General features: G+C 71.3%; 9 protein-coding genes and 1 riboswitch. Of the genes, 5 read left to right on the top strand and 4 right to left on the bottom strand.

What is annotated here, in order from left to right:
- Nucleotides 1-75: 75 nt before the first annotated feature.
- Nucleotides 76-1,239, bottom strand: a complete 1,164-nt coding sequence (locus F603_RS0125005) for a C40 family peptidase (protein ID WP_019548680.1) — start codon at nt 1,237-1,239, stop codon at nt 76-78.
- A gap of 8 nt (nt 1,240-1,247) precedes the next feature.
- Nucleotides 1,248-1,413, bottom strand: a riboswitch (cyclic di-AMP (ydaO/yuaA leader).
- A 165-nt stretch (nt 1,414-1,578) separates the two neighbouring features.
- Between F603_RS0125005 and pcrA the strand changes: the two genes are divergently transcribed.
- On the top strand, nt 1,579-4,116 hold the full coding sequence (pcrA, locus tag F603_RS0125010; RefSeq protein ID WP_019548681.1) for a DNA helicase PcrA: 2,538 nt from the start codon (nt 1,579-1,581) through the stop codon (nt 4,114-4,116).
- Nucleotides 4,117-4,220: 104 nt separating this feature from the next.
- Here the strand turns inward: pcrA and F603_RS0125015 are convergent, their stop codons facing one another.
- Nucleotides 4,221-4,991 (bottom strand): FadR/GntR family transcriptional regulator, encoded by a 771-nt coding sequence (locus F603_RS0125015; RefSeq protein ID WP_019548682.1) that lies wholly within the window; start codon nt 4,989-4,991, stop codon nt 4,221-4,223.
- 199 nt (nt 4,992-5,190) lie between these two features.
- On the opposite strand from F603_RS0125015, the gene F603_RS0125020 reads away from it, so the two are divergent.
- Nucleotides 5,191-6,375, top strand: a complete 1,185-nt coding sequence (locus tag F603_RS0125020) for a trans-sulfuration enzyme family protein (RefSeq protein WP_019548683.1) — start codon at nt 5,191-5,193, stop codon at nt 6,373-6,375.
- A 25-nt stretch (nt 6,376-6,400) separates the two neighbouring features.
- Nucleotides 6,401-7,858, top strand: a complete 1,458-nt coding sequence (nhaC, locus tag F603_RS0125025) for a Na+/H+ antiporter NhaC (RefSeq protein ID WP_019548684.1) — start codon at nt 6,401-6,403, stop codon at nt 7,856-7,858.
- 43 nt (nt 7,859-7,901) lie between these two features.
- Here the strand turns inward: nhaC and F603_RS0125030 are convergent, their stop codons facing one another.
- On the bottom strand, nt 7,902-9,221 hold the full coding sequence (locus tag F603_RS0125030) for an MFS transporter (protein WP_245600893.1): 1,320 nt from the start codon (nt 9,219-9,221) through the stop codon (nt 7,902-7,904).
- Between the two features lie 71 nt (nt 9,222-9,292).
- On the opposite strand from F603_RS0125030, the gene F603_RS0125035 reads away from it, so the two are divergent.
- A complete protein-coding gene (locus F603_RS0125035; protein ID WP_019548686.1) occupies nt 9,293-10,369 on the top strand; it encodes a GlxA family transcriptional regulator in 1,077 nt (358 codons plus the stop codon).
- Here the strand turns inward: F603_RS0125035 and F603_RS0125040 are convergent.
- On the bottom strand, nt 10,362-12,149 hold the full coding sequence (locus F603_RS0125040) for a M23 family metallopeptidase (RefSeq protein ID WP_019548687.1): 1,788 nt from the start codon (nt 12,147-12,149) through the stop codon (nt 10,362-10,364). The genes F603_RS0125035 and F603_RS0125040 overlap by 8 nt on opposite strands.
- 1,256 nt (nt 12,150-13,405) lie before the next feature.
- Between F603_RS0125040 and icmB the strand changes: the two genes are divergently transcribed.
- A complete protein-coding gene (gene icmB / locus F603_RS0125045; protein ID WP_019548688.1) occupies nt 13,406-13,816 on the top strand; it encodes a coenzyme B12-dependent isobutyryl CoA mutase small subunit in 411 nt (136 codons plus the stop codon).
- The last annotated feature ends 160 nt before the right edge of the window (nt 13,817-13,976 follow it).

Here is a 13,976-nt window from a genome sequence, read left to right on the forward strand (position 1 = left end):
GAGCGCGCGGCCCCGCAGGACGGCGAACCGGCGCCCGGCGTACAAAGCTTCGTACGCCGGGCGCAGTCGTGTGCGTCAGGCCGGACGCACCGCGGAGTGGAACGGCATGTAGTCGATCGCCTCGTACTTGACGTCGTCGCCCGGCTTCGACGCGTGGATCATCTGCCCGTCGCCGACGTAGATCCCGACGTGGGTGACGTCGTCGTAGAAGAAGATCAGGTCGCCCGGCCGCATCTCCGACTTCGCGACCTGCGTCCCGACCTTGACCTGGTCGTAGGTGGTGCGCGGGAGGGAGATGCCGGCGGTCTTCCACGCCTCCTGGGTCAGCCCCGAGCAGTCGAAGGAGTTCGGGCCCGTGGCACCCCAGACGTACGGCTTGCCCAACTGCTGCTTGGCGTAGGAGAGCACCTTCTCCGCTTTCGCCGCGTAGCCGCCGGAGGGCGAGTCCGAGTCGCCCTGCGAGGAGCCCGAGCCGCCCGAACCCTCGTTCTGCTGCTGCTCCCGCTGCTCCTGTGCGGCCTTGCGGCGCTCCGCCTCGGCGCGCTCCTTCGCCTTGCGCTGCGCCTCGGCCCGCTTCTCCTGCTCGATCTGCGCGAGCCGCGCCTTCTCCTGCGCGGTGAGCTTCGAGAGCAGCTCGCGGGCCTCGCTCAGCTTCGACTGGACGTTCTGCTTGCGCTCCTTGAGCGAGCGCTGCGCGGTGTTGAGCGACTTGAGCTGCTCGGTGGCCTCGGCCCGCTGGGTGTTCGCCGACTTCTGCCGCTGCTGGAACTCGGTGACCGCGTCCTTCTGCTGGGAGGTCATCCGGTCCATCAGGTGCGACTGCTTGAAGAAGCCCTGCGGGTCCTTGGTGAGGAGCAGCGTGGCCGTCTCCGACATGCCGCCCGTGCGGTACTGCGCGGCCGCGTAGTTGCCGAGGACGCGGCGCGCGTCGTTGAGCTTGTCGGTGCGCTGGGCGACCCGGTCGAGGAGCCCGTCGACCTTCTCGCGCTGCTGCTCGCTGCGTTCCTTGGCCGCGTTGTACTTCTGCGTCTCGGCGCCGGCCTGCTGGTACAGGCCGTCGACCTTCTTCTTGACCTCTTCGAGCGAGGGCTTCTCCTCGCTGTCGTCCGACGGCGTCGCGCTCGCGCTCTGGCTGAGCAGCGTGACGGAGGCGAGCGCTGCGGTGGTGACACCGACGGCCCCGCGCCGGCCGGCGGCAGACTGGAGTATTCGGGTGCGCGGCTTGCGGTGCGACGCCAACTCCGGCGACTCCTTCCGTGAACCGCCTACCGGGTTAGCTGACGGGTTCGGGCCGGAAAGGCGCCCTACGGAGCGTGCCGTATGCCCAACTGGCGCGTGCGTGACTCCGATTCACCCCTGGTGGTGCGTTCGGGTCCCCGGTTCCGATGGGACCGGACTCGGCGGAGGCGACCCGTGCCGACGCTTTCGTCGGCAGACGGTGCGGGCTGCCTGACAGGGCACCGTAGCCACTTGTGGTGCCCCTGTGAAGGCTGGTGTGCGATTCGTCCGCTATCTCTCCGTAATCGGCTCGTGATCGCGTACTGCGTTGTCGGCGGAGCGTCCTAGACTCGGTCGACGATGAGCAGCCTCTTCGACGACAGCTTCCTCGCCGGCCTCGCCGAGCCCGCGACGGGTCCGGCCACCTCCCCGGCTCGCGCCGGCCTGCCCGCACCGGAGGAGGAGCCTCCGGAACCGGCGTACGGCGTCGAGCACCCCGAAGAGGAGATCCCCGACGACCTCTTCAGCGGCTCTTTCGCGGGCGCCGCCCCCGCCCGTGAGACCCACTACCGCGACGGCGCGGCCCGCCCCGCGATCGATCCGGCGGCCCTGCTGGAGGGCATGAACGAGCAGCAGCGCGCGGCCGTCGTGCACTCGGGCGGCCCGCTGCTGATCGTCGCGGGGGCCGGCTCGGGCAAGACCCGCGTCCTGACGCACCGGATCGCACACCTCCTCGGCGCCCGCGGCGTGCACCCGGGGCAGATCCTCGCCATCACCTTCACCAACAAGGCGGCGGGCGAGATGAAGGAGCGCGTGGAGGAGCTCGTCGGGCCGCGCGCCGGGGCGATGTGGGTCTCCACCTTCCACAGCGCCTGCGTGCGCATCCTGCGCAGGGAGAGCAAGAAGCTCGGGTTCACCTCGTCCTTCTCCATCTACGACGCCGCCGACTCCAAGCGGCTGATGGCGCTCGTCTGCAAGGACCTCGAACTCGACCCGAAGCGCTTCCCCCCGAAGTCCTTCAGCGCCAAGGTCTCCAACCTCAAGAACCAACTCGTCGACGAGGAGGACTACGCGGCCCAGGTCTCGGGCGAGGCCGGCGGTTTCGAGAAGTCCCTCTCCGAGGCGTACACGATGTACCAGGCGCGCCTGCGCGAGGCGAACGCGCTCGACTTCGACGACATCATCATGACGACGGTCCACCTGCTCCAGGCCTTCCCCGACGTCGCCGAGCACTACCGCCGCCGCTTCCGCCACGTCCTCGTCGACGAGTACCAGGACACCAACCACGCGCAGTACACCCTCGTACGCGAACTCGTCGGCCCCGGCCGGACGGAGGAGCGCCTCGCCGCCGATCCGCACGCCCCGGAGCAGGCCGAACTCTGCGTCGTCGGCGACGCCGACCAGTCGATCTACGCCTTCCGCGGCGCCACGATCCGCAACATCCTCCAGTTCGAGGAGGACTACCCGCAGGCCACGACGATCCTGCTGGAGCAGAACTACCGCTCCACCCAGACGATCCTCAACGCGGCCAACGCCGTCATCGAGCGGAACGAGAGCCGCCGACCCAAGAACCTCTGGACGCAGGCCGGTTCGGGCTCGTCCATCACCGGCTACGTCGCCGACACCGAGCACGACGAGGCGCAGTTCGTCGCCGACGAGATCGACCGCCTCACCGACGCCGGCGAGGCGAAGCCGGGCGACGTCGCCGTCTTCTACCGCACCAACGCGCAGTCCCGCGTCTTCGAAGAGGTCTTCATCCGCACGGGCCTCCCGTACAAGGTCGTCGGCGGTGTCCGCTTCTACGAGCGCCGCGAGGTCCGCGACATCCTGGCGTACCTGCGCGTCCTCGCCAACCCGGAGGACGCGGTGCCGCTGCGCCGCATCCTCAACGTCCCCAAGCGCGGCATCGGCGACCGCGCCGAGGCGATGATCGACGCGCTCGCGCAGCGCGAGCGGATCACCTTCCCGCAGGCGCTCGTCCGCGTCGACGAGGCGTACGGCATGGCCGCGCGGTCGGCGAACGCCGTCCGCCGGTTCAACGCGCTCATGGAGGAGCTGCGGAACATCGTGGAGTCGGGGGCGGGCCCCGCGACCGTCCTGGAGGCGGTCCTGGAGCAGACGGGCTACCTCGCCGAGCTCCAGTCCTCCACCGATCCGCAGGACGAGACCCGCGTCGAGAACCTCCAGGAACTCGCCGCCGTCGCCCTCGAGTTCGAGCAGGAGCGGGGTGAGGAGGAGCCCGGCACCCTCGCCGACTTCCTCGAACAGGTCGCGCTCGTCGCCGACTCCGACCAGATCCCGGACGAGGAGGAGGGCGCGGAGCAGGGCGTGGTCACGCTCATGACGCTCCACACCGCGAAGGGGCTGGAGTTCCCCGTCGTCTTCCTCACCGGCATGGAGGACGGCGTCTTCCCGCACATGCGGGCCCTCGGGGACACCAAGGAGCTGGAGGAGGAGCGCCGTCTCGCCTACGTCGGCATCACCCGCGCCCGCGAGCGGCTCCACCTCACCCGCGCCACCCTGCGGAGCGTGTGGGGCCAGCCCTCCTACAACCCGCCTTCGCGCTTCCTCGAAGAGATCCCCGACGAGTACGTCGAGTGGAAGCGGACGGGCGCAACAGCCGGTGCGGCGGCGCCGATCTCGGCCGCGGGCGCCTCGCTCTCCTCCTCGGCCGCCGCGTCGTCCCGGCGCGGCCCCTCCGGCTTCGCGACGCGGCGGACGCAGGACCGCCCCGTCGTCTCGCTCGCCGTGGGGGACCGGGTCACGCACGACAGCTTCGGTCTCGGCACCGTCGTCGAGGTCAAGGGAAGCGGTGACAAGGCGGAGGCGAGCGTCGACTTCGGCGGGGAGAAGCCGAAGCGGCTGCTGCTGCGGTACGCGCCCGTGGAGAAGCTCTGACGCCGCCGGCGGCGGTGTCGCGTCCGTGGGCCGGGTTCACCGGTCGTGGAAGCGGCGTCCCTCCTGGAACCCCTGGACACGAAGGGGTGTTGGGAGCGGGCGGCTCAGCCCTGCTCCGGACGCGTCTCTATCTCCTGGAGCGTGACCTGGAGGTGGTCCTCCATCGCCGCGACCGCGCACGCGGGGTCGCCCGTGAGGACGGCGTCGAGTAGCTCCTCGTGCTCGGTGGCCGACCCCGCGGGGTCGGCGCCGGTGGCGAGGTAGCGCCGGTGGCTCTCCTCGCGGCTCTCGGCGAGCGAGTGCTCCAGGGCGTCGAGGATCTGCGTCAGGCTCGTGTTGCCCGCAGCCGCCACGAGTGCCTGGTGGAAGGCGACGTCCGTGCGTATGCGGGTGGGCATGTCGAGCGGGGCGGCGCGCTGTTCGGCGATCGCCTCTCTGGCCCTGGCGATGTGCGCGCGGGTCTCCGGCTCCTCCGGGCCCGCTATGCGCTGCGCGGCGAGTCGGGCGCCGTGCACCTCCAGTGCCTTGCGGATCTCGGTGAACTCCATGAGGGCGCGCTTGTCCCGCAGCACCGCGAGGGCGACGAAATTCTCCACGGGGAGCGCGTTCGGCGAGGCGATGACGGCCGGCTTGCCCTGCCGGCGCTGGACGAGCCCGCGCGCCTCAAGGGCCTTCATCGCCTCCCGGAGCACGACCCGGCTGACGCCGAACCGCGCCGCCAACTCCCCCTCCGGCGGCAGTTGATCCCCCGGCGCGACGTCGGGGCCGACGCACAGCTCCTCGATGAACTCGACGACCTGGGCGGTGAGCGACCGCGGCCGGGCGCGCATGGTGCCCCGCCGCTCCGACGAGTCCCCCTCCGTCGTCTCTCCCAACGCGTCCGCCCCTCCGTCGAATCGGCCGTCCCCGCGCGAGCTTACTGAGCACCCCGCGCGGTCCGGCACGGGCCCGATGCCCTCGCTTTCCGAGAACCCTTGACCACTTACCAGCTTGTATTACAGGCTACGTCCACCCGGCGGCGCGCAGGAAGACGCCGCAGCCGCCGACATACGCAAGGACGAGGAAAGGCGCCAGGTGAACAGCACCGACCGGCAGATCTGTACGGACGCGTGGGACGGTCCGGGCGCCGGGCCCGGTGCCGTGGCGCCCCCGATCTACCAGACCAGCCTCTTCACCAAGGCGTCCTTCGAGGAGTTCGCCCGCCAACAGGCCGCCGAACACGAGAACTTCGTCTACAGCAGGGGAACCAACCCCACGGTCGCCTTCCTCGAGGAGCGCCTCGCGCTGCTGGAGCGCGGCGAGGCCGCGAAGTGCTTCGCCTCGGGGATGGGGGCGATCGGCGCCGTCCTCGGCGGCCTGCTCCGCAGCGGCGACCACGTGCTCTTCGTCAACACCGTCTACGGGCCGACGCTCGAACTGGCGGAGCACCTGGAGCGGTTCGGGGTCGAGCACTCGGTCCTGACCGCGCCGGACGCGGACGTCGAGGGGTACTTCCGGGAGCACGTCGAGGAGCACATCCGGGAAAACACGGCGCTGATCTACGTCGAGAGCCCGGGCACCATGCTGATGAAGGTCCTCGACCTCCGGGCCCTGACCGCGGTCGCCCGACGCCGCGGCGTCCGCACGGTCATGGACAACACCTGGTCCACGCCGCTCTTCCAGAAGCCCCTGACGGTCGGCGTGGACCTCGTCATCCACTCGCTGACCAAGTACATCGGCGGCCACAGCGACGTGGTCGGCGGTGCGGTGGTCGGCTCGTCGGAGACGATCCGGGAGATCTTCTACCGGGGGCACCAGCTCTTCGGCGCGGCCATGTCCGCCATGGAGGCCGCGCTCGTGCTCCGCGGACTGCGCACCCTGCCGGTGCGCATGGAGCAGCACCAGCGCAACGCGCTCGCCGTCGTCGACCACCTGCTGGCGCACCCCGAGGTCGCTGCCGTCCACCATCCGCACGCCGACCACGGCCCGGGAGCCGACGTGATCAGCTCCCAGTTCAACGGCCTCTCGGGACTTCTCAGCTTCGAGCTGCGCGAGGGCACCTTCGCACGCATCTCCCGGTTCGTCGACGCGCTCGAAGTCTTCCGGATCGGCGTGAGTTGGGGCGGTTACGAGAGCCTCGTGACTTCCCCTGTACGCCCCTGGGACGAACCGGCCGGTCCCGGCCTCGTCCGGCTCTCCGTCGGGCTGGAGGACGTGCGGAGCCAACTCGACGACCTCGACCGGGCCTTCGAGGCACTCAGCCGCAGTACGGCTTCCTGACCACACTCCTGCCCGAGAGGAAACGATGAAGTTCCGACAGGACACGACGTCCGCCGAGGAGGCCGAGGGACGCACGGTCCCCGAACCCAGGCCCGCCGTCGCGCTCATCCCGGTGGTGGTCGTCGTCGCGATCCTCGCGGGCGGCATCGGGGTGCTGGAGTACCCCGCCGAGCTCATGCTCATATGCGCGGCCATCGTCTTCATGCTCTTCGGTGCCTGCTACGGCGTCGGCCTCGACCAGGTCCTCACGGACATGGGCGAGAAGATCAAGCGTGCCCTCCCCGGCATCCTCATCCTGCTGAGCATCGGGATGCTGATCGGTACCTGGATGGCCGCGGGCACGATCCCGCTGATGGTCGACTACGGGCTCGAACTCATCAACCCGTCCTATCTGTACGTCCTCTCCTTCGTCGTCACGGCCATCGTGTCGACCTTCACCGGGACGTCGTGGGGCGCCGCCGGGACCATCGGCGTCGCGCTGATCGGCGTCGCCTCGACGATGGACGTCTCGCTCGCGATCACCGCGGGCGCAGTCGTCTCGGGGGCCTACTTCGGAGACAAGCTCTCGCCGCTCTCCGACACCACCAACATGAGCGCCCTGGCCGTCGGCGCCAACATCTACGAGCACATCCGGCACATGCTCTACACGGCCGTGCCGTCGTCGCTCGTGGCGCTCGTCGTCTTCCTGCTCGCGGGGCACTCCCTCGACGCGAGCTCCGTCGACCTGGGCGTCATCGACGGGACCGTCGCGGAGGTGCAGCGACTCTTTACGCTGAACCCGGTGCTGCTGATCCCGCCGGCCGTCGTCCTCGTCGGTTCCGTCCTGCGCAAGCCGCCGCTGATCGTGCTGCTCCTCTCCTCGGTCTCCGCCCTCGTGCTCGCGGTGCTCGTGCAGGGGTTCAGCGTCGGCGACGCGTTCACGGCCGCCGTCTCCGGCTTCACCACCGACCTGCTGCCGGGCGACGTCTCGGCGACCGTCACCGAACTGGTCGACCGCGGCGGGCTCCACTCGATGTACGAGCCGGCGTTCTTCGTCTTCTGCGCGTTCCTCTTCGCGGCGGCGTTGGAAAACTCCAACGTGCTGCGGGTCCTGCTCAGCGGGCTGATCGACAGGCTGCGCTCGACCGGCAGCCTGGTGCTGACGACGCTGCTCTCCGGCTTCGCGATCATCAACAGCACGTCGAACGCGCTGGTCACCTACTTCCTCGTCAACGACCTCTACGGCAAGGCGTACAAGGAGCGCAGGCTCCACCCGGTCAACCTGTCGCGGAGTATGGAGGACTCGATCACCATCACCGAGGTCCTGATGCCGTGGACCGTCTCCGGCGCCTTCTTCGCGTCGACGCTGGGTGTGGCGAACTTCGACTTCCTGCCGTGGGCGGTCTTCTGCTGGACGGGGCTCGTCTTCTCCGCGCTGCTGGCCTTCCTCGCGCCCGTCACCCGCGGGTTCGGGGTGCGGAAGAGCGCGGAACCGGCGGAGTGACCCGGCGTTGCCGGCGCCGAACGCCGCGACGCGGAAGGCGCGTTCACGGGGCGCATCCGGCCCCGGCGCGTTGCTCGCCCGCGGAGTCCGGCGCCGTGCCCGCCTGCGTGCCCCCGTCGAGCAGGGCGTAGAGCGCGAGGACGGCGCAGAGGGCGCCGACGGCGGTCCACAGCGGGTCGTAGGAGCCGAGGACGTCGCGCGCGAGGCCGCCGAGCGCTGCGGTGACGGCGGCGCCGATCTGGTGCACGGCGGTGGCCCAGGCGAAGACGACGGGCGCGTGGACGCCGAAGTGGGCGCGGCACAGGGCGAGTACGGGCGGCACCGTCGCCATGTCGAGCAGCCCGAAGAGGACGGCGAAGGCGGCGAGCGGCGGGTGCACCGCCGGCCCGAGGAGGAACGGCAGCGCGAGCAGCAGGAGCCCGCGGAGCGCGAAGCAGACGGCGAGCAGCCGGCGCGGGTCGATCCGGTCGGTGAGCCAGCCGGAGGCGGCCGAGCCGACGACGTTGCAGACGCCGACGGCGGCGAGGAGCGCGGAGGCGGAGGTCGCCGGCATGCCGTGGTCGTGCGCGGCCGGCGTGAAGTGCGTCCACAGCACGCCGTTGGTGGAGGCGCCGCAGACGGCGAAGGCCGCGGCGGGCAGCCGGAAGCCGCGGGTGCGGACGGCCGTGGCCAGGGTGCGCACGGCGTTCCGGGCGGCGCCGGGAGCGGGCGGTGGGCGCGGGACGAACGCCCGTGCGCCGTAGGGGCGTTCGCCCAGGTCGGCGGGGTGGCTGCGGAGAAGCAGCAGCGCCGGCGGTGTCGCGGCGAACGCGGCGAGCGCGAGCGTGACGGAGGTGGGGCGCCAGCCGTGCGTTTCGGTGAGCGTGGCGAGGACCGGCAGGAACGCCATCTGCCCGAAGACGCTCGCCGCACTGAGGACGCCGCTGACGAGCCCGCGCCTGGCGACGAACCACCGCTCCGTCAGCAGCGCGGCGAAGGCGAGCGCGAGCGCCCCTGAGCCGGTACCGATGAGCAGTCCCCAGTAGAGGACGAACTGCCAGGGAGCGGTGAGTGTCGCCGTCAGGGCGCCGCCCGCGGCGAGGGTGAGGAGGGCGGCCGCCGCGACCTTCTGGATGCCGAAGCGTTCCATCAGGGCCGCCGCGAACGGCCCGGCGAGCCCGGCGAGCGCCATGTTGACGGCCGAGGCGGCGCCGATCGCGCCGCGGGGGAAGCCGAGTTCGACGTGGAGCGGAGTGGTGAGCAGACCGGGGAGCGTGGCGAAGGTACCGGCGGTGATCAGGGTGAGGCAGCCGACCGCGGCGACCCACCAGGCGCGGTGCGTGCGGCGGGCTCCCGGCTGCCGGTGGCGTGCGGGGTGCGTCATGGCGTCGAGCATCGGCCGAGCGCGGAGTCCGGGACAGTGGCCCGAGTGACACCTTGTGCAAGGATCTGGCCATGGACGGTCAGGCAGTCGGCACGCAGGATGCCGGACTTTCTCAGGAACGGTCGGACGCGTGCTCTCCGGAGACAGCCGGCCCGCACCGCGTCGCCGTCCTCGTGCGGGACGGCGTGCTGGCGATGGAACTCGGCCTCGTGCACCGCCTCTTCGGCGAGGCACGCGCCCCCGACGGCGCCCCGCTCTACTCGGTCACCACCTGCGCCGTTGACCCCGGCGAGGTCCGCACCGACGCCGACTTCACGCTCAACGTCCCGTCGGACACTGCGGAGTTGGCGCACGCCCGCACCGTGATCGTGCCCTCCTCGCGGCAGGACTACCACCCGTCCTCACGCGCCGCCGACGAGCAGGGTGCCCGGCTCGCCGGGGCGCTCCGCGGGCTGCCACCGGGAGTGCGGCGGATCGCCTCCATCTGCTCGGGCGCATTCGTCCTCGCCTCCGCCGGGCTCCTCGACGGGCGCCGCGCGACCACGCACTGGCGCTCGGCCGGCCAACTCCGCAGCCGCCACCCGCAGATCGAGGTCGACCCCGACGTCCTCTACGTCGACGAGGGCACGGTCCTCACCTCCGCGGGCGTCGCCTCCGGGATCGACCTCTGCCTCCACATGATCCGCTGCGACCACGGCGCCGCCGTCGCCAACGAGGTGGCCCGCGGTTCGGTCGTGCCGCCCCACCGGGAAGGCGGTCAGGCGCAGTTCGTCCGTCGGCCCGTCCCGCAGCCGGGCACCTCCTCCACGGGCGCGGTACGCCGCTGGGCCCTCGACCGGCTCCATCGGCCCCTCACGCTCGCCGAGCTCGCCGAGTGCGGTGCGATGAGCGTCCGTACCTTCAACCGCAGATTCCGCGAGGAGGTCGGGGAGACGCCGCTGCGGTGGTTGACGCATGAACGCGTCGAGCGGGCACGGCGGTTGCTGGAGGAGAGCGACCTGCCCGTCGAACGGATCGCGGAGGAGTGCGGCTTCGGGACGGCCGCCTCGCTGCGTGTCCACTTCCGCTCCGCGCTGCAGGTCTCGCCGAGTGCGTATCGGCGGACGTTCCGGGGGAGCGCGACTGCGGGCCGAGCGCCGATTAGCTGATGTTGAGCCCCTTCGCCTGGAGCCAGCCCAGCGGATCGACGGCCGAGCCGCCGCCGGGGCGGACCTCGAAGTGGAGGTGCGGGCCCGTGGAGTTGCCCGAGCTGCCGCTGTACGCGATCGTGTCGCCCGCCTTGACCTCGCCGGAGCGGATCTTGGTGCTGCTCAGGTGGCAGTACCAGGTCTCGGTGCCGTCGGCGGCCGTGACGATCGCCATGTTGCCGTAGGAGAGGTCGTACTTGGTGGTCACCGTGCCGTCGGTCGCCGCCATCACCGGCGTCCCGTAGCTGACGGGGAAGTCGATTCCGGTGTGCACCGACATCCAGTTGACGCCGGCCTGCCCGTAGTACGCGCTCAGCGTGTTGTCCTCGACAGGGATGAAGAACTTCGGCCGCATCGCCTCCTTGCGCGCGGCCTCGCGCTCCTTCCGCTTCCGCTCGGCCTCCTGCCGCTCCCGCAGGTCGATCCGCTCCTGGGTGCGGCTGGCGCGGCCTGCGAACGCGTCCGCGTCGGCCGAGACGTCCGCGAGCTGGGTGTCGAGCTTCTTGTTCGCCGTAGGCGCCTGCGCGTTGGCCGGGTCGGGGGCGGCCTGGGTCGTCGGCTCGGGGTCGTCGCCGCCCATGACGGTCGCGGCTGCCGCACCGGCGACGCCCACCACGGCGACGGACGGCACCGCGACGGTGAGCAGTGCCGAACGCCGGGGCTTCGGGGAGCGGCGGCGCCCGCGGCCCTGCGGGGAGGCCGGGGGGTGCTCGTCTTCGGGCGGGGCTTCCCCTGCGTGTGCCGAGGCGGCGTACGGATCGTGCGCGTCGTTCGTGTGTTCCTCGGCGGAGTAGGCGGCGACGTCCGCGGTCGTCAGGTGCGCGGTGTCGGTGGGCGCGTCGGCGAACTCCCGGGCGGTGTCGGCCTGCTCGTTCCCCTGGCCCTCGGCGGGGTGCGGGGAGGCCTGCTGCTCGGGAGGTGCCCAGTGCTGGGTCGGCCACTCGGTGCCGGTCTCCCATTGGGAGGCGGTGCCCCAGCTCGCCGTGGACCAATTGCCGGTGTCCCACGTCGCGGTCGACCAGGTGTCGGTGGCGTGCCCCCAGTCGCTTCCGGTGTCGGTGAGCGGGTCGACGCCTTGGCCGAAGGTGCCGTGTGCGGTCTCGTGCGCCTGTGTCGTCCAGCCGGCCGTCTGCCATTCGGTGCCGGTGTCGCCGGGGTTCCAGGTGTCGAAGTGGCCGTAGCCCGCTGTGGTTCCGTAGGCGCCGGTGTCGTGGGCGTGGTCCGGTGGGGACGGCTGCGCGGGGTAGCCGGCGGTGTCGAAGGCGCCGGTGGTGTAGGCGGTGCCGTGGCCGTCCGTGGCCTCGCCGTAGCCCCAGGTGCCGGTGTCCCAGGTGCCGGTGTCCCAGCCGGTCGTCGAGAAGGTTCCGGTCTCCGGGCCCCACTGCATCGAGTCGTACTCGTGGCCGAAGCCGTTGCCCGCGGGCGCTCCGTAGCCGAAGTCGGTTTCGTGAGACGGAGGTTGGGAACCGTGGCCGTAGGCGTAGCTCTGCTGCTCGTAGGCCGGCTGCTGGTACGGGTCGTACTGCTGCGCGTACGGCTCGTAGGGACGGCTGTATGCGTCGTAGCCGCTCTGCTCGGCGTGGCCGTACGACGCGTAGGCGTACGGGTCGTGAGCAGCGACTCCGTACGGCGACTGCTCGCCTCCGTACGGCGTGCCGTAGGGAGCATGAGCGAAGTCTGAAGCGGGATCTGCCGGAATGTGCGGATGATCCGGCGGGTGACGGTCGTTCACCAACTTCACTTTCGCCTCGACAGCAGGGGCGGAGCAGGTGCGGTGACTGTACCCGGCGGTATGCGACGCCGACAATCTTCGGGCCGTTTCAGCCGGTCAGGAAACGGGCAATCGCTCGCCTTTCCGTGGAGGTCGCCCTTGCGAAATGCCTGTTCCGCCCGAAAGTCCGCCGCGACGCAGTCGCAGATTCCTCCGGCTCGCGCGCCGGAGCGCGCCGCGCGGCGGCCGCTCCGGGAGGGCGGCCCGTGGCGCCATCTGCTCCCAACTCCGGTTGGATGCGCCGGAGTACGGTGCTGACCGTCGGAAGGAGAGATGTCCGGATCTGCGGGGGCGTGCTTTGCTCGAATCCGGTGGGCGTGCCGCCTCTGCGGAAAGCGTCGCCTTGTCGAAGTCGCTTCGAAAACTGGCTCATTGTGTCGGGTATTCGCCTGCGGCCGGTCGTGTCGGTTCGGTCGTGCTCGCGGGGCGAGTGCGGGTAGCCGCCATGTCGGTGCGGGGTGCGGCGTACCGCGCGTGACGCGGGTGCGTCCGCGTCGCCGCCGTCCGGGCACGGCGCGGGGTGCTGGGCGACGAAGCTGCGGCGCCTCGTCTCTTCGCCCGTACGGAGAGACGTGTTGCGACGGTGCGTGCGTCGGCAAGTTGGCGTTGCGGCGCTGGTGAGGGGACGTCGAACGAGCGCTTGTTGTCGGTGAGTTCGGGGGAGACCGGCGGGGGCGCTGTCCGGCAGGGGGGCGCGGCGGTCGCAGGGCGCGACGGCCGTTGTGGGGGTTGCTCGTCGCAGAGGCCGCTCGGGCGAAGTAGCAGGCGCCGGGCGAGATGAGTGCTTCTCGCGCGGCGTTGCCCGGGTCCGCAGCCCCGTGGCGTGCGGTTTCCCCCCGGCGCGTACGTGCGTCAAACCCTCACTGGGCGGCGGAAGTTGGTGTGGGACACAGCGTGAAACCGCAAGGGCCGCGGCAAGGCATCGCCGGTGCTGCCGGGAGGCGTGTGAGTGACGGGCCCACCTCGGCGGGCGGAGGGGGTGCCCGCCCGCAGTGGCGCTGCCCGGTGTCGCTCATGTGATTTCCCCCTCGGTTGCGCGCGGGATCCGGTCCCCTGGGGGATGCTGTGGATAACGTTCGTTCACCGCCGGAACCGGCCGGGTGCAGGGCGCCAGGACCGGGCGGAGACAGCAGCGGAAGCAGCATCGGACGCGGCCGGGAGGTCCGACCGGTCGGTGCCGGGACCGCCGGGCCGCGGTCGGCGCGTGTCGCAATAGGGAGGCAGAGATGGGTGTGTCCGGACCGATCCGCGTGGTCGTCGCCAAGCCCGGGCTCGACGGTCATGACCGCGGAGCCAAGGTCATCGCGCGGGCGTTGCGCGATGCCGGCATGGAGGTCATCTACACCGGGCTGCACCAGACACCGGAGCAGATCGTCGACACGGCGATCCAGGAGGACGCCGACGCCGTCGGCCTCTCGGTGCTCTCGGGGGCGCACAACACCCTCTTCGCGCGCGTGATCGAACTCCTCAAGGAGCGGGACGCGGCCGACATCAAGGTGTTCGGCGGGGGGATCATCCCCGAAGGGGACATCGCCCCGCTCAAAAGCCAGGGCGTTGCGGAGATCTTCACGCCCGGGGCCACGACCAACGAGGTCGTGGAGTGGATCAGGACGCACGTGGGTCCCGTCGCTGCCTGAGCACGCGGGGCCGGTAACGGGGTACCGCGTCGGGGCGGGCACGGGGCTCCGCGGTGTGTGGCCGGGAGCTCGTACGTCGGGTTGCCCGCGCGCCGGGTCGGTCGGACGCCGGGAGGTCGGGCTTCCGGTGCGGTCGGCTGGTGCGCAACAGCCAACGCCG

It is taken from the genome of Streptomyces sulphureus DSM 40104 (assembly GCF_000381025.1).
In the GTDB taxonomy this organism is placed as follows: Bacteria; Actinomycetota; Actinomycetes; order Streptomycetales; family Streptomycetaceae; genus Streptomyces; species Streptomyces sulphureus.